Genomic DNA, 20,945 nt, shown 5'->3' on the forward strand with positions numbered 1-20,945 from the left:
GGCGGGGCTCAGTGGCGGTGATGCGTGTTGCGGTTCATCGACTGGATCAGTTCGGGCGTGACTTGTTTGAATTCCAGGGTCGTCCCGCCCTGGCCACGGGTAAAAGCGTCCGCTGCTGCGCGCGTGGAAAAGGCAGGCAAATCGGCGCCCCGCATCGGGCCCATTGTAGTTGAGCCCTGTACGAAAAAGGCATGCTGCGCTTCGATCCATTGCCCGGTTTCAAAGTCGGTGACATAGCTGGCGATAATGTCTGCGGGCGCGTAGCGTGTTCTGCCGCGGCCACTTCTTTGCAGAAAGACAAACAGATCGACCGGTGTATCAAAGAAGTGCGACGCACCGTCCTGGAAAACGGTTTGCGCAGCCCAACGCGGAGTACGCGCCGGATACATGCCGCATATCGGGCAGCGTGCATCAACGGGAATCGATTTGGGTGCGCGCATCGCCAGACCTGATGAGGCATCGTAGGGCGTTGCAGGGGCAACGATGCACAGCTCGTTCGTGACCGGACCGGCATTGAGGCTTGCCTGCTGGCCAGGGGGCAGGAGCGGATAGGCAGCGATTGCAACCACAGTTGCAGCCCCCCCCAGCAAGATCAAGTTTGCCGGCAGATGCATCAGGCGGTTTCCCTGACTCCAAGCATGGGGTTGTCCAGCAAGGCGAGAATCAAGCTTCGCAGGTTGTCTTCCGGTGATGCATCGGGGCGGGTGATCGGATCTGCCATGATGCGGCCGCCCGCATCGTGAAAGTGGTTAGGGAAGCTTGCCAAATCCCGGTGCAGAGGGGCGGTATCGATGCCGGATTCGGCATCGCCATAGACCCAGCGCAGCGAATAGGCATCGGGCGCGGCATAGCGAACGTCCAGCGTGACGCCATTCTTCAGGTGGATGATCATTGCATCCTGCGTTTGTTCGACAGGGGAATCGAGGTCGCCCCCAAAGGCTTCATTAATCATGGTGCTGAGTTCAAGATGTTGGCTCATTCCGATTGGCCTCCTTGAGTCTCTCAGCAAGCGTTGTACGGACTATTTCACGAGTGTCGGCAAGAATTCTGGCTGCCAGGTAGTGCTCATAGGCTGGATGCTCAGCCACTTCGCCGGTCTGTATTTGCTGCAGCAGTGCGGTCTCATTTTCAGCGCCATGGTGTTTGAGAATGGCGTTGTGGTTCTCCCGCAATTCATAGGCCAGCCGGGACAACTGTTCGATTTCCGTTGCGGTCTCGAACGCGACGTGTTCAAAGAATTCGACCATGATGTTTACATGCTCCTGTCGTGAAGGGCGCCGCCGTCGAGCACCACCATGTCGGGGGTAATGTCGGCGAAACGAAAAAGTTTCCCGCCATGCTCGGCGGCAAACTGGGTGGCATCCTTTTCCAGCGCGAAACTGGCGATCGTCGGCCCCATGGAGCCGAGCCGTTTGCTGCCATGCACGTAGTAGGCGGTCTTCGCATCGATCCAGTGGTTCCGCGGCTGGTCCCAATCTGCCTTGCCCATGTCCTGCACGAAAATACCGAGCACGGCCCGAACCTGTTCGGGATTGAGAAACATGTGGAACATTTCCACCGTGTCGCAGAAGTAATCCGGCTCGGCCTGCCCGGCATAATGAATCTGTGCTTTGGGGCCGGGATAGTCGGCGAGCAGCATGCCGTCCAGGCTGCAGGATGTGCCCTGATCGATCTCCAGGGGAACCACTGCGGTTTCGGTTGCGGATTGCCCGCAACCCACCAGTACGGTGGCAGCGAAGGCGGCAAGAACAAATCTTTGTCGTACAGGTTTCATTTGCGGAATCTCCAGCTTGCAATACCTAAGGGCGCGGCTATCCAGGCGAGCATCACCAGACCCAGCAGCCAGGGGTTGGCCAGTGTGGGTGGGAAAACAGTCGTCAGGCCGTACAGGGTGCGAACGTCGTCGAGGGCAAAGACATTCAGGATGCGGAACACGTCAGCGGGATTGGCCAGCAGCAGATAGGGGAAAATCTCGCCGCCCCATTGACCGCCGGTCACGACCAGTGCGCCGAGCAGCAGCAGGTCGAACACCAGCACGAAGAAAAACCATAGTGCAATCGCGAGTCCGGAAGCGCGCGTGCGATCACTGGCAAACACCGACAGCATCACCGCCAGACTCAGGAAGGCGCAGCCCAGCAACACCGAACTGAACATGAAGCCGACGTAATGGAACAGCGCATCGAGATCGAGCTGCGGCGACAGCACGATCCCCGCCAGACCAAAGCCGGCCACGGTGGAAAATGTCAGCGCAGCAGCAAGCCCGAAATATTTGCCGAGCAGGATTTCCAGCCGGGTGATCGGCATCGACAGCAGCAGGTCGAGCGAGCCGCGTTCGCGTTCGCCTACGATGGCATCGAAGCCCAGGATCAGCGCAATCAACGGGATCAGATAAATGACGAGACTCACCAGGCTGGCAATGGTGACGTCGATCGCGTGAAAGCCGACGGAGCCCTGCTGCGCCGCGCCGAAGTAGGCGATGACCAGTGCGAAGGCGGTGAATACCAGGGCCACGGCCAGCACCCAGCGATTGCGGATGCGGTCCCAGAACTCCTTGCTGGCGAGGGTAGTGATTTGTTTGATTTCCATGCTCGCCCTTTAATCCGAAAAACCGAAGAACACGTCTTCGAGCGAGGGTTCGCGCACGGTCATGTCGCGTACGCGTCCGCCCAGTGCGGCAAGCGCTTCGATCACCGCCATTTTGTTTTCGCGCCGGCACGGTACGGTCAGATGATCGGCGTGCGTCTCGATTGCGCCGACAGGCAGATGGGCAAGCGCTGCGCGCACCGCGGCGAAATCCGCCTGCGCGGTGCGCACGGTAAACCACAGCGGCAGATCCATCTGCTCGCGCAAGGCCTGCACCGTGCCGCTGGCCTGTATCTTGCCGGCGGTCATGATGGCCAGGCGATCCACCCTTTCCTGGATTTCGGCGAGGATGTGGGAGGTGATCACCATCGTCACGCCTTCGCTGCGAAGTTGCCGCAGGATCGCGTAGAAGCTGCGGATCGCCTCCGGGTCGAGCCCGGAAGTCGGCTCGTCGAGAAACAGGATGCGCGGCTTGCCGAGCAGCGCCTGGGCAAAGCCGAGCCGCTGGCGCATGCCCTTGGAGTATTCGCGCACCCGCCGCCTGGCCGCCTGCGCCAGACCGACACGTTCGAGCGCCGCGCCGCTTTCGGCCTGTGACACGCCTTTCAGGCGCGAAAAGAAGTGCAGTGTTTCAAGCCCGGTGAGGTTGTCGTAGAGCACGACATTTTCCGGCAGGTAACCGATCGTGCGCCGCACCGCGCGAAAATTTCCGCCACTCACCTGTGCGCCATCGATGCGGATGTCGCCCGCCGTGGCGGGGATCAGGCCGAGCATCATCTTGAACATCGTGCTCTTGCCGGCGCCGTTGTGGCCGATGAGGCCGAACAGTTCACCAGCGCGAATATCGAGGTCGACGCCATCGACCGCATGAATCGGCCCGTAGTGCTTGTGTACGCCGCGCGCGACGATGACCGCCGTTCCCGCTTCAGTTTGTGTCTCAGTTTTCATAATGGAAGTAACGGCTACGCCATTGGCCCCAGTCAGATTGGTACGGTTGCATCACGGGGGTGGGATCGACGACGCTGGGCGCGCGCAACAGCGGGAACTGCTGGCTGACCAGCCGCAGCGTCTGTACCGCCGGGCTGGCGAGCAGCAGCTTCATCATCGGGTGTTGCCAGGACAGACGGTCGACCAGATCGTTGGCCTCGTATTGCACATCGCCAATGCCGTCGCCGTTGCGGTCCCAGCCCACATAGTTGCTCCAGAAGTTGCCACGGTCCTTGCCCCATATCACGTCCTGGCTGGCGACGTATTTGATCTGGGTACGGTTTGAGATGAAGTCGTTGCCGGTGACCTGGTTGTGGATCGAACCCGCCGCCAGATGCACGCCTGTGGTGTTGTCTACGATCAGGTTGTTGCGCAGGGTGTTGTACTCGGCATCGTAGATGAAGAAACCGCGTTCATTGCCCGCCACAATGTTGCCTTCGATGACCGAGTCCTGAATGGTGCGCAGCATGATGCCATGATCCGAATTGCCCCAAGCGCGGTTATTGCGCACCACCTGATGGCGGGTCATCATCAGGGCGAGGCCGCCACGGTTGTGGTACGAGTCGTTGCCTTCCCACACGTTGTAGTGGGAGTTCATGTAGTGGGTGCCGTAGCGGGAATGGTGGATGCGGTTGTTGCGGAATACTGCGTGGTGCGACACGTCGACGTAGATGCCGTCGCGCACGAAGCTGATGTTGTTGCCGATGATCTGCGCGCCTTCGGTGTTATAGAGCTGGATGCCGTTGCCGCGCCGGGGCGACCGATAATCGCGCTTGCCGGTGATGACATTGTTGCGGATCTCGACGTTCTTGGCCGTCTGGATATAAATGCCGAACAGGTTGTAGGTCAGGTCGCAGTTGCGCACCGCCGCGCGATGCGCCCCCGGCTTGATGAAGATGCCGGCATTCTGGTCGATCAGTTCATCGCCCGAATCACGCACGATCAAGCCATCGATAACCACATCCTCTGCGGTGATCCGGATCGTGTCGCCCTTGAAGCCGCCGCTCAGGGTAGGGCGGCCAATCCCTTTCAGCGTCAAGGGTTTGTCGATCACCAGTTGCTCCTGGTAATAGCCTTTTTCCACCCGGATCACGTCACCGGGCGAAGCCTGCACAATCGCCGCAGCGATGGACTGCCCTGTCTGCACGGTCAGTTCGGCAGCATCCCCGCTGCCGGCTGCCAGCAAGCAGAACCATGCAACCGCAAGCGGGGGGGGGCGGTAGCGCATCAATACAGCCATTGCAACGCTGGCAGGTCTTGCAGGAAGTCCAGCACGCCCATGCCTTTCATGACCAGGAACAAGGCGGCGGCGATCAGCAGGTTTTTGAACGCCACGTAGGCGGCCATGTCAGCCCAGGATGCCGGAACCAGATTGCGCCCCCACCAGGGGCCGTCTTTGACGTAGGGTTTGCAGCGCATGCGTACCACCATTTCGTACACGCTCCAGGCCAGCCACCAGCCCAGAATGATGCCGGGACCAATACTGCCGGCCGCACCGAGCACCCACACCCAGGTCACCAGTATGGTGAGGGCGAACGTGGCTGCCTGCAGCAGGACCGGCTGCTGGAATACCTTGCGGCTCCAGGGGAACGCGTGGTCGAAGAACTCCTGCCCGATGAAGGCGGCCAGGCTTGGCCGCGCCGCAGCAGCAGGCGCCGCGACGACCGGGATGATGGGGATGAAGTAGCCGTCCGAACCGATCGCTGTCAGCGGCTCTCCGGCCTTGGTGCGGCGCTTGCGCTCCTGCGCCAGCGGTGGGCAGGCGTGGTCGTCGTAATACAGCACCTGGCAGTCCAGACACAGCAGACATTCACGCTGGTCAATACGGCCCGAATCGTCGATGGCCTGGGATCCGCAGCCCACCTGGCACGCCGCACATGGGCCACACTCTTGCTTGCGCTTGAGCCCCCACCAGCGGAACGTGGAGGGCACCGCCAGCGCTGCGCCGAGCGGGCACAGATACTTGCAGAACGGGCGCTCGAAAAAAGCCGAAGCGACAATCAAGACCGTCCAGAAAGTGACGAAAGGCCAGGAGCGGTTCCACACCCCGACCAGGAAAGTGGTTTTGAAGGGCTCGATTTCGGCGAGCTTTTCCGCCAGCCCGATGGAATAGAACGACACCCCGAGCAAAATCGCAAAAACGCCGTACTTGATCCATTTCAGGCGATCATGCCAGTTTTGCGGCAGCAGATGGCGCTGATAGCGCTTGAGGCCCAGTTTGCCGGCCACATGGTAGACCAGCTCGGCGAGCGAACCGTAGGGGCACATCCAGCCGCAAAACATCCCGCGTCCCCAGAAAAATACCGAGACGACAATGAAAATCCAGAACAGGAAGACGAACGGATCGGACAGGAACAATTCCCAGCGCCACTCGAACAGGATGGCGTGGAACCAGGTCAGCACCTGCGTGATGGACGGCACGGCCAGCAGGTAAAACCCGACGAATCCGATCGACGTAGCCCATAGCAGGTATTTCGGGATGTCCTTCCAGCGCTTGTCTTTCATGGTTGAGCGACGAACCAGCTTGTCGCGCAATGCATACACCGTTCCCGCTGCGGTGAGCCAGAGCAGAAACAGGATGACCTCGACCTTGCGGGTTTTCCATACGGTCACCCAGGTCGCTTCCGGCTCGATGATTTCCGGACGGCCGCCTTCCAGATAGCGGCTGGGCAGCCAGTATTCCTGGTCGAAGTTGACGAAAGTCTTGGCGCGGGTTTGCCGATCCATCTTGTTGGCCAGAAACACCAGACTCCAGGGATAGGCCGCGCTGAATGTGGGCGAGCGGATGATGAAGATGGCCGACTCCCGGTAAGCGGGCGCACCGGCTGCCTTGATGTCGTAGAGATTGAGGTAATCCAGATCGCGGAAGGTGAAGGTATCGATGCCCTGGGCCACCTGCACCCGGTCATAAATCCCGCCGCGCACAAAGCCCGAGCCCTTGAACGATTCCACCCCGCTGGCGACGATAAAGATGGCATGTTCGTCGGGCTTGAGCCGGGACATCAGGCTTTCGTAGACCGCGTCGCCGAGCACGCTACGCCCGACTCCCGGTGCGTTGAGGTAGCCAAAATACATATCGATGTAGGGCTGGTCGGCACGGGGCATTCCGACCGCCTCGGTACTGACCTGAATGCGCTGGACGCTGCCTTCCTTGACCAGCTGACCCCAATCCAGTTTACCTTCGACCGGCCTGAACTTCGCCTGCGGCAGCACGGTGGGTTCGATGATGCCCACCTGCTTTGCAATGGCCAGGCCACTGCGAAGAATGACCTGGTTTTGGGCAATCACGGTCACCGTGGCTCCGGTGATGGCGTCCAGGCCGATCACGCCCTGATTCGGACGCCCTGCGCCCACTTCGATCTTTGAGCCGACAAACTTGCCGAGGTATTGCTTGATGAACTTGGTGAGTTCCTCTTCCGGAATGCCCAGCAGCAGGATCGGCTCGGAGTGTTTGAGCACCCGAACGCCGGTGACGATGCCCTGGGTATTCATGCCGATCAGGGTCACGACAGGTTTGCCTGAATAGGCGGGAATGTCGACGATGTCGGTGGAGAGAAAGACGTAACCAATCAGCTTGCGGTCGTTTTTCTCGCCAGGGTCGCTTTTCCTGCTCTGGTAGGCCTCGACATAGGCTGGCTTGCCCATGCGGTGGGAAAAACTGTCGGCACCGGGCAGCACCTCCTTGCACGGGACGTACGCGCAGAGATCTGGATCGGTTGACAGCTGGACGGGCAGGGGCGCCTCATAACTTCCGCTTTCGCCAACGGCCAGACCCCATGCGCAGATCAGGCAAAGCCCTGCCAGGAAACGGGTAAAAAAACCGGGGAGATAAGTCATGAAAGAATCAGAAGGCCTCGCTGCATCGCTTTGAACAAGCACAAAAAAGGCAGCGCCCCTGCGGACGCTGATTTGCTGCCGGATGATCGTAAAGGGTTCGTGCCGCGACTCGTCCCTCTACCGGGAACGGAGTCGCCGTTCAGGCCTCGACAATCATGCGGCTGCGCATTTCAAGATGCAGGGCGTGACAGAAGTGGGTGCAGTAACACCAGTAGACACCGGGCTTGTCGGCGATGAAGGTGACTGACTTGGTTTCCTGCGGGTTGACGATAAAGTTGATGTCGTACTTCGGCATTGCGAAACCGTGGGTCAGATCCTCCACCTTGTCGTGGTTGGTCAGAATGAGGGTCACTTCATCGCCCTTTTTGAGCTTGAATTCCCGCAGGCTGAAGGCCGGCGCCTGGCTGGTGAGCTTGACCGTCACCTTTTTGCCATTGCGGAAGACGCCTGATTCCGCTGGATCCTTCACTGCGTTCGGGAACTCGTCCATATCGTAGATCTGGCGCGTCTTGATGATGTCGCGGCGGACGATGATTGAGTCGTGCGGCTCAGAGAGCACCGAGTGGTCGTGCACCAGCTTCATTTTGTCGCCACTGATATCGATCAACTGTGCCGTCTCGCAGTGGAGAGGGCCTACAGGCAGGAAACGGTCCTTGGAGAACTTGTTGTCCGAGTTGAAGAAGCGGCCATCCGCTTCCCTTGTTTCGCCCATGGAGGTGAAGCCGTGGCCCGGCTGGTAATGCACGTCGATACGGTCGACCACGGCCTTGGCAGTCTTGTCACCCTTGAATGCCTTGATCGCGGCTTCCACGTTCCACTTCACGATCTGGCTGTCGAGGAATAGCGTGGTGTAGGCATTGCCCTTGTTGTCGAATCCGGTGTGCAGCGGGCCGAGACCGATTTCGGGTTCTGCGACCACTGCGTCGCGTGCGTTAGGCAGTTCGCCGTCGAACCATTTCAGCACCAGTGCATGTTCGATCACTGAAGCAGTGGGAGAAAGCTTGCCCGAGCAGGCGTAATACTTGCCGTCCGGGCTGATGTTCACGCCGTGCGGGTTCTTCGGGATCGGCACGTAGCAGGTCAGCGCGGTTTTCGGATCCTTGTTGGAAGCCCGTGTGCCGTCCACTACCGGAACCTTTGAGCTGCCGATGGTGGTGAACTTGCCGGCCTTGACGGCTTCTTCGACACGGGCCACGTTGAAGAACAGGCAGGCATCCATTTCGGCCGACATGGTTTCTTCATAATGGACGCCCATTTCGGTGTTGTACTGGTTGGTACAAGTCAGCTTGCCGTCGTAAGAGGTCGCCACCAGATCGCAGTTGCCATCAATCAGCACCTGCCAGCGCACATCCATGGTGTTGGAATCGATACAGGTGAACAGCGATTTGTACTTGCTGCCATCATCCATGTTGCGCCCGTCGTTGGGCAATGGAATCGAGAATTCTGCGCCACAGAACACACGGGTAGTGTGATTGATGCTGGCATCGACCGGGTCACGCTTGTCGGTGAAGGTGCCGTGAAAGCCCTGGATGTTGGGGATTTCCGTAATCTTGTCGCATTCCATGGTGTCCATCCGGATGCGGGCCAGTCGGCCATGGATCTTGTCGTTCACGAACATGTACTTGCCGTCGTAGGTGCCGTCGGTGTAGGACTGGTGTACGTGGTGTGTGTCGCCGGTGGAGTATTTCAGAGAGCCATCGGGCCTGGTGCCGATGATGGCCTTGGATTCGTTGGTGATGCCCCAGCCCACCAGGTTGTCCGTGTTGAAGACCGGAATGCTCTTTAGTTGGCGACCGGATGGCAGGCCGTAGATGCGCACATCGCCGGAATGGCCGCCGCTCGAGAACGAGTAGTATTCATCGAGTTGGCCAGGTGGCACCTCATATGGGCTGTGCGTGGCTACTTCGCCTTTGGCGCTTGGCGCTTTCGCGCCTGGAGCCGATTCCTTGTTGCAGGCAGACAGACCAACAGACAGGCCGGCACCCGAGAGGCCGACAAGTGCGGCGGAGTTCAGAAATTTACGGCGTCCCAGATCGGGCTGGGTGTCGCGGTTTGTGGTGTCGTCCTGTGTCATGATGGCCTGGCTCCCTATGTCAAGTTAACGGTTGCTGCCGGCTCGTAGATGGCAAGCTGCGATCCGGACCGAAAAAAAATGGCGGGGATGCATGTACCCGCTACTGCGTCAATATGTCGCACGCCCACATTAGCAAATATTGGGATAGATAAATCGAATTATCCGGGCGGGGCATGTGGCCAATACCCGCGTGGTGAGCCGACTGTGCTTATGCTTAATCGTGAAATAATGATTAACCAATTGTTTTGATTGAGGACATTTTTCCCGGTGTGACGTTATAGCGGCCTTATACCTCTTTGGAGGTACCCATTAATATCGGTCTGTTCATACCGTCTGCATAAGAAGCAAACTTAAAATCAAACGCCGGCATGGGCTGTTTGCGCTGGCGCGAAAGTGGGGCGGCGCAAATACTCTGCTTCTGAAGCTGGAATAAACCGCAATACCCGCGTAACAAGGAATAAGCGTTGACTGGATGGAGAAAACGGGTGCGCCATTTTCTGGGTAGGACCGCGCTGGGAAACACTTTGCAGAACTCGCTGCTGCTGCGGCTGGGCGGCATGTTTGTCGCCATCACCGTGCTGGCGGTGGCCAGCATGTCCACCTCGTGGATGGTGGCGGAGACCACCCAGGGCAGCGGCCAGGCGATCAATCTGGCGGGCAGCCTGCGCATGCAGAGCTGGCGCATGGCGTCGATCCATCAACAACTGCAGCAGACCGGCAGCCCCGGGTACCGGGACACGCTGCAACTGGCCATCGCCCGGTTTGAAAGCGACCTCCAGGCAGGCCCCATCCTGGCGGTGCTGCCGGACGATGAAACCATGCCGCTCAAGCAGGTGTACCGGCAGGTCGTCGACAGCTGGCACACGCAGATCAAGCCCGGCCTGACCGAACCGGCGGCCGCAACGGACACGGCACTGCTGCAGCAGATTCCCGCATTCGTCGCCCGCATCAACGATCTGGTCAAACAGATCGAGGATGCCGCCGAAGCGAAAATCCTCGTCATGCGCGTCATCCTCGGCGCGGCGGTCGTCGCCACGCTGCTGGTGGTGATCCTCTCCATCTATCTGGTCAACAACATCCTGGTTCACCCGTTGCGTGACCTGCTGGGTCTGGCCGACCGGATCGGCCAGGGCGATCTGGCGGCGCGCACCGATCTGGCCGGTGAAGACGAGATCGGACGGCTGGGGCAGGCCTTCAACCATATGGCGGAAGACCTCTCCAAGCTCTACCAGAATCTGGAAGCGCGCGTGGCGGAAAAGACCGCAGAGCTCACCATCGCCAATCGCTCGCTAGAACTTCTCTACCACTCGATCGCACGGCTGTATAACGGCCCGGTGGCGCCGGACACTTACGCCATCCTGCTCAAGGATCTGGAAAACGTACTGGGCGTGGGCCACGGTCAGGCTTGTCTGGTCGAGGCCGGCGAGTCGCACGCACGGATGATTGCGACGACGCTGGAACCCGCGCGTGGCGACGTCGATGTATGCGGTCTCATGAGTTGCGCCGAATGTCTGGCCAGCCCGTCGCTGGCCGTGCATGCGCTCAAAAACGGCAGCCGCGTGCTGTCGCTGCCGCTGCAGGACACCGAGCACCATTACGGCGTGCTGCAACTGGAAATGCCGCCCGGCAAGGAGCTGGTGGCCTGGCAGACTCAGTTGCTGGATGCGCTGTCGCGCCATATCGGCATTGCCATCGGCACCGCACGCCGCGCCGAACAAAGCCGCCGGCTGTCGCTGCTGGAAGAGCGCGCCGCACTGGCGCGCGAACTGCACGACTCGCTGGCGCAGTCGCTGGCCTACATGAAAATCCAGGTCAGCCGCCTGAAGCCGCTGGTCGAACGCTCAGGCGCAGGCAGCGAGGCGGGCGAGGTGCTGGCCGAGTTGCGCGAGGGACTCAACAGTGCCTACCGCCAGTTGCGCGAGCTGCTCACCACCTTCCGTCTGCGCATCGAGGGCGAGGGACTGGCTGCCGCACTGGAAACGACGGTCGCCGAATTCTCCGGTCGCGGCAACATTCCCATTCGGCTGGACGTGCATCTGGCGGGCTGTACGCTCAGCCCCAACGAGGAAATCCATGCCCTGCAGATCGTGCGCGAGGCGCTGTCCAATGTGCTCAACCATGCCCAGGCGAAGCAGGCCGAGGTCAAGGTGCAGTGCAACAGCGACGGCTCGGTGTCGGCCACCGTCACCGATGACGGCATCGGCATCCAGCAAAGCGCAGGAGTGCATCATTACGGCATGACCATCATGGACGAGCGGGCGAAAAATCTGGGCGGTCAGCTGAGCGTCGAGAATTTGCCCGCATTGGGCACTCGCGTGACCCTGCATTTCATGCCGGCAAGCCGTCGCGAGACGATCATTCCCATCCACCCTGTACACGCCAACGACGCATGAATCCAGCCGAACCCCAGACCCTCCTGATCGTCGACGACCACCCGCTGTTTCGCAAAGGGGTGATCCAGCTGATCCAGGCGACACCCGAATTCCGTCTGGTCGGCGAGGCCCCCAGCGGCAAAGAGGGCATGTCGCTCGCGCGTAGCCTGCTTCCCGACATGATCCTGCTCGACCTTAACATGAAGGACATGAGCGGAATCGAGGTGCTGAAAACACTGAAGGATGAGGGGCTCGATGCGCGCATCATCATGCTGACCGTTTCCGATCACGCTGACGATCTGATGGCCGCCCTGCAGGCCGGCGCCGACGGCTATCTGCTGAAGGACATGGAGCCGGAAGACCTGATGCAGCAACTGGTCGAGGCGGCGCACGGCAAGATCACCATCAGCGAACGCCTCACGCAATTGCTGGTGGCCTCGCTACGCGAAAAGAGCCGCCCCCCGAGTCCTGCCGAAGCCGGGCTGACCGATCAGGAAAACCGCATCCTCGAACACCTGATCGCCGGCAAGAGCAACAAGCTGATTGCCCGCGACATGGACATCGCCGAGGGCACGGTGAAAGTGCATGTCAAACACCTGCTGAAGAAACTCAACCTGCGTTCGCGCGTGGAAGCCGCGGTGTGGGCGGATCGCTGCCGGCGCCAGGGCAAGACATGAGCGTGTTTGCCGCGACCGCTCCGGCTAGAATACGCGTATGACGCCACCCGCCGCATCCCAGCCATGACTGCCTTTCTTGCCGTGGGCATTGGCGCCGCACTCGGCGCCTGGCTGCGCTGGGGTCTCGGGCTGTGGCTCAACCCGGTCTACCCCGCGATGCCGCTCGGCACCCTGGCCGCCAATCTGGTCGGCGGCTATTTCATCGGCCTGATCATCGCCTGGTTTGCCGAGCATCCTGGCCTGCCGCCCGAGGCGCGGCTGTTCCTGATCACCGGCCTGCTCGGCGGCCTCACCACCTTCTCCACCTTTTCCGCCGAAGTCGTCACCGCGCTGATGCGCGGCCTCTGGGTCACCGGCGGCCTGATCGCCTTTAGCCACATGGCCGGCTCTTTCCTGGCGACCGGGCTGGGGTTTTACAGCATGAGGCTCTTCAAATGAATTGCGTGTGCCTGCAGGTTTTTGTCAGCGAATCCAGCCGCCATCACGGCAAGCTCACCTACGAATGGCTGCTCGATACGGCGCAGCACATCGGGGTAACAGGCGGGTCGGCGTTTCAGGCCATCGCCGGATTCGGCCGTTCGCATCGGCACGATGCGGGCTTCTTCGAGCTGGCGGGCGAATTGCCGGTGGTGGTCGAGTTCTTTGTCGAGGCGGCTGTCGCGGACCAGTTGCTGCAAGCGATCGGTGCAGCCGGGCTGAAGCTGGTGTACACAAAACTGCCCGCTGAAATCGGCATCACCGGCTGACGCATGCCCCCTTGAATTATGCTCGACCAGATCATCCTGTTCGTCGCCTCGCTGGCGGCGAATTTTTTTTCGGCCCTGTCGGGTGGCGGCGCCGGGCTGATCCAGTTCCCGATGCTGATTTTTCTGGGGTTGAGTTTCGGCACCGCGCTCGCCACCCACAAGATCGCCAGCGTTGCGCTCGGCCTCGGCGCGACGCTGAGGCACCTCAGGGAGTCGCATCTCGAACGCCGCTTCTCGCTGATCATTCTGGGTGCCGGCCTGCCCGGCGTGGTGCTGGGCGCGCTCACCATCCTGCATATTCCCGAACGCGCCGCCACGCTGGCGCTGGGCGTGCTGACGCTGGGGCTGGGGGTGTATTCGGTGTTCAAGCCCCGGCTCGGCATGGAACATGCGCCCCGAAACCAGCAGGGCAGGGCACTCGCCGGCGGCATGGCAGGGCTGTTCGCGGTCGGCTTCCTCAACGGCTCGATCACCAGCGGCACCGGCCTCTTTCTCACCGTCTGGCTGATTCGTTATTTCGGACTCGACTACACCCGCGCGGTCGCCTACACGCTGATTCTCTGTGGCCTGGTGTGGAACGGCACCGGCGCGCTGGTGCTGGGCGTCATCGGTACCGTGGCGTGGAGCTGGATGCCGGCGCTGCTGGCGGGCTCGATCATCGGCGGCTATCTCGGCAGCCACCTGGCGATCAAGAAGGGCAACCTGTGGATCAAGCGCTCGTTTGAAATTGTGACGATCCTGATCGGCCTGAAGCTGATCTTTGGCTCGTTGTAGTTTCTCAGCTAGTCGTCGCTACTGCAGACGCGGTTGCGGCCGCCGTGCTTGGCCTGATACAGCGCCTGGTCGGCGGCCTTGATCAGCGCGTCGCCGGTTTGCACCAGCGGGTAGGTGGCGATGCCCACGCTGATGGTGGCGAGGAAATGGCTGTCGCCATGCGGGTGGTGGATTTGCGAGAAGTCGTGGCGGATGCGCTCCATGATGGCGAGCGCCTGCTCGGCATCGGTGTGCGGCAGGCCGATCAGGAATTCCTCGCCGCCGTAACGGCAGATCATGTCGTGCTTGCGCAGGCGCTGTTTGAGCAGCCACGACAGGCTGCGGATGACCTGATCGCCGACCGGGTGGCCGTAGCGGTCGTTGACCTGCTTGAAATGGTCGATATCGAGCATCACCGCCGACAGGAATCCGCCCTCGTGCACGATGCCGGACAGCACGACGTCCAGCGTGTGCTTGCCGCTGGCATGGTTGAGCAGGCCGGTCAGGCTGTCGTGGTACATCGAGCGGCGCAGGGCGCGGTAACGCTCGATCTTGCTCTTGACGATGGTGTTGAGGAAAACCGGGTTGAACGGCTTGGTGAGGAAATGATCGCCGCCGAGGCGCATGGCGTCGACCTGCAGCGCGACGTTGGTTTCGCCCGACAGGTAGACGATCGGAATGCTGAGGAATTCGCTGTGCTGGCGGATGATGCGCGCGACTTCGACGCCGGTGCAGCTGGGCATGTACATGTCCATCAGGATCAGATCCGGATTGAACTGCTTGAGCGCGTGCAGCGTTTCGCGCGGATCGTTGACGATGTGCGCGTTGATCTGGATTTCCGCCAGGGTGCGGTGGATGAAGTGGCTGGCGGTTTTTGAGTCTTCGACGATCAGCACGCGGTAGGCTTCCTGATCGTGGCATTCGTTCAACTGCATGATGTGTTCGACGACGGCGTGAGACGGCGTGCCGGTCAGCAGACAACTGTCGCAGCCGCTCTTCAGCGCCAACTGCAGCTGGTCGAAATCGGACGCGACTTCGAGCGCGATCAGCTGTCCCATCCCGAAACGCTGTCGCAGTGTCTGGATCCGTTCATGCCATTCGGACGCGGGCAGCCCGCTCAGATCAAGCAGCAGCAGGGGGGCTGCATCCGCGCTGTCGGCGACCGGCTGATCCCAACTCACGAACTCGGTCGACATGCCGAAATAGCCCAGCTGCGTCAGCAGCTCGGACCAGCTGGCCTGCTGGTGTCCGATCAGCCAGGCGCGCGCGCTGCGCATGCTTTGCGGCGCAATGAATACGGGATCGCGCGGCAGGGTGTCGAGGCTGGAATTGGCGCGTGCCTGGGTCAGGCGCGCCAGCGCACGCACGCGCTCGTTGAGATCGTCCTGCGCGGCTTGCGGCAGCGGATGTTCGACCTCCTGGGTAAACAGCGTCAGCGTCACCTGTTCGAGCTGGTGGCTGGCGTGATGCAACGCCGCGATGCCTTTGTCGATGAGGAATTCTGTGAAGCTGTTGATCGAGATGGCGAGCTCGACGAAATTTTCGAAACTGGGGCTCGCCAGATAGCGATCCCAGGTGTCGGTCAATGTCTGATTCTTTTGCAGCAGTGCCTCGGGTGAGCAGAGCATGATTTATTCCATGCCCTCTTGTTCCAGCCGGAGATACTGGTTGTACGCGTTGGCCCGGTTGGCCTCTTCGAAGGCCGGCAGATTGCGCCAGGCCGACCAGTCCGTCGCCGCATAAGCATCCTCGAAGGGCACCAGATCGCGTGCGGCCCGACCCATCTGCTCGCGTACGAACACAAGGTAGTCGCGGGTGAACACCAGATCGGCGCGTGGCGTGCGCGAAAACGCACCGTGGCCGGGCACCAGAACCCTGGGTTGCAGCGCGATCAGCTTGTCGAGCGCAGCGATCCAACTGCGGCTGTCGGCATCGCCGACATAGGGCACCCGCCCCAGAAACACCAGATCGCCGGCATACAGCACGCCGTCTTCCTGCACCAGCATGGCCAGGTCTTCTGCCGAATGCGCAGGGCCGACGTGGCGCAACGCAAAGTGGAGGCCGCCCATTTCGAAATCGGTGTCGCCTTCCAGAAAAACATCCGCTTCCAGCAGGCGGGTGGTCTCGTTGACCCAGGGAAACAGCACGTCGCGGCGCTGCGCCAGGCGCTCGGCGGCCGCCTCGCTGCGGGTGCAGCCCTCGGCAGCACGGTGTGCCCAGATTTCGGCGCCGAGCGCCTTGAAGGTCTGCAGTCCGTAGAAATGGTCGGCGTGGCAATGGCTGAGGATCACGCGGCGGATCGGCTGCGGGGTGATCGTGCGGATCAGGCCGAGCAGTTTGTCGGCCAGCGGCGGCGAGGCCAGGGTATCGAATACCACCACACCCTCGCCGGTGACGACAAAGCCGGCATTCGACATGAAGCCCTGGTTTTCGCTGGAGGCCGCGCCGGGCAAACCTTCCACGAAATAGCTGTGGGCGCCCAGCTTGACCGCCTTCATCGGCACGTCGACATCCACTAGATTGGCTGCGGCGGCAGGAAGGCAGACGCAGCAGATCAGCGAAAACAGGAGACGCAGCAGGCTATTCACAAAATTAATCAGGTTCTCGGGTAGGGCATTATAAACAGTATGGCGATTCCGGTATGCCGGCTTTCAAACGGGACAGGCGTGTCCTGGATGACGACCGTCCGCGGCCCATGCTGTGATATCTTCAAAATGTGTAAGAGGGAGTCAGGCGTGTTCAAAAAACAGTGGCCAGCGTTCGTGCTGGCATTCGTATTGCCGCTCGTGGCGGTGTTCTGGTGGTGGGGCGGATTCAACGCGGTGAGCGTGAGCGAAACCGAGGCCGGGCCTTACCGTTATGCCTACCTCGAGTACGAGGGGCCAATCAGCAATATCCGCAAGCCGCAGCGCACCGTGCTGGAGAAGTTCGATCTCGCCAAGGTGGAAGCGGGCGACACCATCAACGTGATCCTGAGCGATCCGCGCGCGACCCACGGCAAGGTGCGCGCGCAGGTGGGCTACACGCTCAGCGAAACGGCGGCGATTCCGGCCGGCCTGACCGAGGGCCGCATCGCCCGCCGTCCGGTGTACGCCGCCGAGGTGCATGCGGTCGTGCTGCTGGCTCCCTCCAAGACGTATCAAAAACTGGCCGATACGCTCGAAGCGCAGGGTAAAACGCTCACCATGCCGACGGTCGAACTGTATCGCCCGGCCGGGCAGAGCAATCGGGTGGGCCATTTCACCCTGGAAATGAATCGCTGACCCGCATGGCATTCTTCACCGTCCTCGCTGCCGTCACCCTCGAGCACATGCGCCCGCTGCGGCAGCCGTTGCCGCACTACCAGCAGTACGCGCGTTTCACCCAATGGCTGGAGCACAAGTTCAACGCCAACGCATTCAGCCACGGCGCCATCGCCTGGGGGCTGGCGGTGGTGCCGCTGCTGCTCGGCGTGTGGCTGGTCGACCGCCTGCTGAGCGGCATCAGCCCGTTTCTGGGCTGGGTGTGGAGTGTGGCGGTGCTGTATTTCACCCTCGGCTTCAAATATTTCAGCGACGACGCCGAACGCATCGCACGCCTGCTGCGGGCCGGTGAACTCGATGCCGCGCGCGCGCAACTCATCGCCTGGCGCGGCGGCGACGCCAGCCAGTTCAGTGCCGACGAAGTCGCACGCGTCACCATCGAGCAGGTCATGGAGGCCAGCCATCGCCAGATGTTCGGCGTGCTGCTGTGGTTCGTGCTGCTGATTCCGCTCGGGCCGGTCGGCGCGGTGCTGTTCCGCACCGCCTCGATCCTGGCGCGGCGCTGGCTGGGGGCACAGGGTGCGTTCGGTGCATTTGCACAGCGCGCCTTTCATGCGATCAACTGGCTGCCCCTGCGGCTGACAGCGCTGACCTACGCCATCGCAGGCAACTTCGAGGACGCGACGTTTTGCTGGCGTACCCAGGCGGCCGGCTGGCCGGAGCCGGAAGACGGCGTGGTGCTGGCGGCCGGCGCCGGTGCGATGGGCATTCGGCTGGGGCAGCCGCTCAATGTCGGCGGCGAAACCGTGTGGCGCCCCGAGCTGGGTAGCGGCCAGACCGACCCCGACCCCGACAGCATCGACAGCGCGGTCAGCATGATCTGGCGCGGGCTGGTGATCTGGATGGTGGCCGGGCTGCTGATCGTGATCGCAGGCTGGGTGACCTGACGTCCCATGCTGAACGTTTTATGGGTCGGCTTCTTTGTCGCCGCCTTTGTGATCGCCCTGTTCAAACTGCTGGTGCTGGGCGATGCCGGAATATTCGCCGGCCTGGTCAAGGCGCTGTTCGACAGCAGCAAGGCGGCGTTTGAAATCGCGCTCGGCCTGACCGGCGTGATGACGCTGTGGCTAGGCGTCATGAAAATCGGCGAGCGTGCCGGCATGCTGGAACTGCTGACGCGCGGCCTGGCGCCACTGTTCAAACGCCTGTTTCCCGAAGTTCCGCCCAACCACCCGGCGCTCGGCGCGATGACCATGAACATGGGCGCCAACATGCTGGGTCTCGACAATGCCGCCACGCCGCTCGGCATCAAGGCGATGCAGGAACTACAGACGCTCAACCCCCTGCCCGATACCGCCAGCGACGCGCAGGTCCTGTTCCTGGTGATCAACACGGCCTCGGTGACCCTGCTACCGGTGACCATCTTCACCTATCGCGCCCAGCTCGGCGCAGCCGATCCGACCGACGTATTCGTGCCGCTGCTGATCACCACCTACATCGGCACGCTGTGTGGACTGCTGGTCACTGGCATGTATCAGCGCCTGCACCTGTGGAACCGCGTCACCCTGGCTTACTTGGGCGGCGCGACCGCGCTGATCGGCGGACTGGTGGCCTGGTTCGGCAGCCTCGACGCGGCCGAGATGACGCGGCAGTCGTCGATCCTCAGCAACGTGCTGCTGTTCGGCCTGATCGTCACCTTCCTGCTGATGGCGGTGCGCAACCGGGTCAACGCCTACGAGGCCTTCATCGAAGGCGCGAAGGAGGGCTTTCACACCGCTGTCACGATCATTCCGTATCTTGTTGCAATGCTGGTGGCCATTGCTGTGTTCCGCGCCAGCGGCGCGCTCGACTTGCTGATGAATGCTGTGCGTAGCGGCGTGCTGGCGCTGGGCTTCGACACGCGCTGGGTCGATGCCCTGCCGACGGCGCTGATGAAACCCTTTTCCGGCAGCGGTGCGCGCGCGATGATGATCGACACCATGCAGGCGCACGGTGCCGACTCCTTTGCCGGACGCCTCGCTTCCATCGTGCAGGGCAGCACCGAAACCACCTTTTACGTGCTGGCGGTTTACTTCGGCGCGGTCGGCATCAAACGCGTGCGCCATGCCGTGACCTGCGGGCTGATCGCCGACGCCGCCGGCATCCTCGCCGCCATCGGCATGGCCTATCTCTTCTTTGGCAACAGCGCATGAAAACCTACGACACCCTCGCCGCCGTCGACCTCGGCTCCAACTCTTTTCGCCTCGAAGTGGTGCGGGTGTCCGGCGACCAGCTTTATCCGCTCGATTCGCTGAAGGAAACCGTGCGCCTCGCCGGCGGCCTGACCGATGACAAGCAGCTCGACGAAGCCACCCAGACGCGCGCGCTGGCCTGCCTGCACCGCTTCGGCGAGCGCCTGCGCGGCCTGTCGCCGGAAGCCATCCGCTGCGTCGGCACCTCGGCCCTGCGCATCGCCAAGAACGCCGACATCTTCATTCCCAAGGCCGAAATCGCGCTCGGCCACCCGATCGAAATCGTCGCCGGCCGCGAGGAAGCGCGGCTGATTTATCTGGGCGTCGCGCATTCGCTGTTCCCCTCGCCCGACAAGCGGCTGGTGGTCGACATCGGCGGCGGCTCCACCGAATTCATCATCGGCCAGGGCTTGAAGCCGCTGGAACGCGAAAGCCTGCACATGGGCTGCGTCAATTTTTCGCGGCGATTTTTCCCCGAAGGCGTGATCGACAAGGCCTCGATGAAAGCCGCCGAGACGGCGGCGCGCGCCGAAGTCGAGCGCATCGCCCGCGAGTTTTCCCATGGCAACTGGCAGCAGGCGATCGGCTCGTCCGGCACCGCGCGTGCGCTGCGCGAACTGCTCGAACTCAATGGCCTGTCCGATACCGGTATCACCGCGCACGGCCTGACCCAGCTGCGCAGCCTGATGGTCAAGGCGGGGCATATCGACGCGCTCGACCTCGTCGGGCTGACGCGCGACCGCCGCCCGGTGATCACCGGCGGCTTTGCCATCATGATGGGTCTGTTCGCCGAGCTCGGCATCGAGCAGATGGACGTCGCCGAAACCGCGATGCGCGAAGGCATCCTGTACGACCTGCTGGGGCGCTTTCACAAGCAGGACATGCGCGAGGCGACGGTGGACGAATTCATGCGCCGTTACCACATCGACAACCAGCAGGCCGCGCGCGTCAACCGCGTGGCGCTCAAGCTGCTGAGCGCGGCGGGGGGCGAGGCGGCGAGCGAGAACGACGTGCAGTTTCTCGACTGGACCGCGCGCCTGCATGAAATCGGCCTGTCGGTGTCGCACGGCGGCTATCACCGCCATTCCGCCTACATTCTGGAAAACGCCGACATGCCCGGTTTCTCGCGCTCCGACCAGTCGCGGCTGGCCCTGCTGGCACGCGCCCAGCGCGGCGCGCTGAACAAGCTGCCGGAATTTGCCCCGGAAGGCGGTTTGCCGGACAACGACCGACTGCTGGTGTGGCTACTGCGCCAGGCTGTGATCCTCTGCCGCAACCGCGCCGAACCGCGTCTGCCCGACATCAAGGTGGAGACCAGCGGCAGGCGTTTCCGCCTGACCCTGCCCGAAGGCTGGCTGGAACGCCGCCCGCTGACGCGCCGCGCGCTGGAAGACGAATCGGTCCACTGGCACGCAGTGGGCATCAAATTCCTGTTCGCCTGAA

Annotated in this window: 20 protein-coding genes; 9 read left to right on the forward strand and 11 right to left on the reverse strand. The window is 61.9% G+C overall.

Annotation, left to right across the window (positions count from 1 at the left end; all coding sequences use genetic code 11):
• Positions 1–8: 8 nt before the first annotated feature.
• The 9 genes from IV098_RS04355 to nosZ form a co-directional block, all read right to left on the reverse strand.
• A complete protein-coding gene (locus IV098_RS04355) occupies positions 9–614 on the reverse strand; it encodes a nitrous oxide reductase accessory protein NosL (protein ID WP_296886594.1) in 606 nt (201 codons plus the stop codon).
• Complete coding sequence (locus tag IV098_RS04360; RefSeq protein ID WP_296886595.1) at positions 614–979, reverse strand: hypothetical protein; 366 nt, start codon at positions 977–979, stop codon at positions 614–616. The genes IV098_RS04355 and IV098_RS04360 overlap by 1 nt, the downstream gene beginning before the upstream one ends.
• Positions 963–1,247 (reverse strand): hypothetical protein, encoded by a 285-nt coding sequence (locus tag IV098_RS04365; protein WP_296886596.1) that lies wholly within the window; start codon positions 1,245–1,247, stop codon positions 963–965. The genes IV098_RS04360 and IV098_RS04365 overlap by 17 nt, the downstream gene beginning before the upstream one ends.
• 5 nt (positions 1,248–1,252) lie before the next feature.
• Positions 1,253–1,774, reverse strand: coding sequence for a nitrous oxide reductase accessory protein NosL (locus IV098_RS04370; RefSeq protein ID WP_296886597.1), 522 nt, complete (start codon positions 1,772–1,774; stop codon positions 1,253–1,255).
• On the reverse strand, positions 1,771–2,586 hold the full coding sequence (locus IV098_RS04375; RefSeq protein ID WP_296886598.1) for an ABC transporter permease subunit: 816 nt from the start codon (positions 2,584–2,586) through the stop codon (positions 1,771–1,773). Before IV098_RS04375 ends, IV098_RS04370 begins: the two co-directional genes overlap by 4 nt.
• Positions 2,587–2,595: 9 nt before the next feature.
• A complete protein-coding gene (locus IV098_RS04380) occupies positions 2,596–3,531 on the reverse strand; it encodes an ABC transporter ATP-binding protein (protein WP_296886599.1) in 936 nt (311 codons plus the stop codon).
• Positions 3,521–4,798, reverse strand: a complete 1,278-nt coding sequence (locus IV098_RS04385) for a nitrous oxide reductase family maturation protein NosD (protein ID WP_296886600.1) — start codon at positions 4,796–4,798, stop codon at positions 3,521–3,523. The genes IV098_RS04380 and IV098_RS04385 overlap by 11 nt, the downstream gene beginning before the upstream one ends.
• Entirely contained in the window at positions 4,798–7,407 is a 2,610-nt protein-coding gene (locus IV098_RS04390; protein ID WP_296886601.1) for a 4Fe-4S binding protein, read from the reverse strand. Before IV098_RS04390 ends, IV098_RS04385 begins: the two co-directional genes overlap by 1 nt.
• A gap of 139 nt (positions 7,408–7,546) precedes the next feature.
• A complete protein-coding gene (gene nosZ / locus IV098_RS04395) occupies positions 7,547–9,481 on the reverse strand; it encodes a TAT-dependent nitrous-oxide reductase (protein ID WP_296886602.1) in 1,935 nt (644 codons plus the stop codon).
• Between the two features lie 485 nt (positions 9,482–9,966).
• Between nosZ and IV098_RS04400 the strand changes: the two genes are divergently transcribed.
• From IV098_RS04400 to IV098_RS04420, 5 genes are all read left to right on the forward strand, one after another.
• Positions 9,967–11,874 carry a histidine kinase gene (locus IV098_RS04400; protein ID WP_296886603.1) on the forward strand — a complete coding sequence of 636 codons (1,908 nt, stop codon included), beginning with the start codon at positions 9,967–9,969 and terminating at the stop codon, positions 11,872–11,874.
• The gene (gene narL / locus IV098_RS04405; RefSeq protein WP_296886604.1) at positions 11,871–12,530 is read left to right on the forward strand and encodes a two-component system response regulator NarL; all 660 of its coding nucleotides are present in this window, start codon (positions 11,871–11,873) and stop codon (positions 12,528–12,530) included. Before IV098_RS04400 ends, narL begins: the two co-directional genes overlap by 4 nt.
• A 63-nt stretch (positions 12,531–12,593) precedes the next feature.
• A complete protein-coding gene (gene crcB / locus IV098_RS04410; protein WP_296886605.1) occupies positions 12,594–12,968 on the forward strand; it encodes a fluoride efflux transporter CrcB in 375 nt (124 codons plus the stop codon).
• Positions 12,965–13,276 carry a DUF190 domain-containing protein gene (locus IV098_RS04415; protein ID WP_296886606.1) on the forward strand — a complete coding sequence of 104 codons (312 nt, stop codon included), beginning with the start codon at positions 12,965–12,967 and terminating at the stop codon, positions 13,274–13,276. The genes crcB and IV098_RS04415 overlap by 4 nt, the downstream gene beginning before the upstream one ends.
• Positions 13,277–13,294: 18 nt before the next feature.
• Entirely contained in the window at positions 13,295–14,050 is a 756-nt protein-coding gene (locus tag IV098_RS04420; RefSeq protein ID WP_296886607.1) for a sulfite exporter TauE/SafE family protein, read from the forward strand.
• A gap of 8 nt (positions 14,051–14,058) precedes the next feature.
• Here the strand turns inward: IV098_RS04420 and IV098_RS04425 are convergent, their stop codons facing one another.
• Together IV098_RS04425 and IV098_RS04430 are read right to left on the reverse strand one after the other, a co-directional pair.
• Positions 14,059–15,657 carry a diguanylate cyclase gene (locus IV098_RS04425; RefSeq protein WP_296886608.1) on the reverse strand — a complete coding sequence of 533 codons (1,599 nt, stop codon included), beginning with the start codon at positions 15,655–15,657 and terminating at the stop codon, positions 14,059–14,061.
• Between the two features lie 3 nt (positions 15,658–15,660).
• Complete coding sequence (locus tag IV098_RS04430; protein ID WP_296886609.1) at positions 15,661–16,617, reverse strand: MBL fold metallo-hydrolase; 957 nt, start codon at positions 16,615–16,617, stop codon at positions 15,661–15,663.
• Between the two features lie 147 nt (positions 16,618–16,764).
• Here IV098_RS04430 and IV098_RS04435 point away from each other — a divergent pair, with 147 nt between their 5' ends.
• Genes IV098_RS04435 through ppx form a run of 4 tightly spaced genes read left to right on the forward strand, consistent with a single transcriptional unit; the run spans position 16,765 to position 20,944 of the window.
• Positions 16,765–17,292, forward strand: coding sequence for a hypothetical protein (locus tag IV098_RS04435; RefSeq protein WP_296886610.1), 528 nt, complete (start codon positions 16,765–16,767; stop codon positions 17,290–17,292).
• 5 nt (positions 17,293–17,297) lie between these two features.
• The gene (locus IV098_RS04440) at positions 17,298–18,218 is read left to right on the forward strand and encodes a CobD/CbiB family protein (protein WP_296886611.1); all 921 of its coding nucleotides are present in this window, start codon (positions 17,298–17,300) and stop codon (positions 18,216–18,218) included.
• A gap of 6 nt (positions 18,219–18,224) precedes the next feature.
• Positions 18,225–19,463 (forward strand): nucleoside recognition domain-containing protein, encoded by a 1,239-nt coding sequence (locus tag IV098_RS04445; protein ID WP_296886612.1) that lies wholly within the window; start codon positions 18,225–18,227, stop codon positions 19,461–19,463.
• Complete coding sequence (gene ppx, locus IV098_RS04450; RefSeq protein ID WP_296886613.1) at positions 19,460–20,944, forward strand: exopolyphosphatase; 1,485 nt, start codon at positions 19,460–19,462, stop codon at positions 20,942–20,944. The genes IV098_RS04445 and ppx overlap by 4 nt, the downstream gene beginning before the upstream one ends.
• Position 20,945: the final 1 nt, after the last annotated feature.

Origin of the sequence: Thiobacillus sp., assembly GCF_018780105.1 — a bacterium.
Classification (GTDB): domain Bacteria; phylum Pseudomonadota; class Gammaproteobacteria; order Burkholderiales; family Thiobacillaceae; genus Thiobacillus.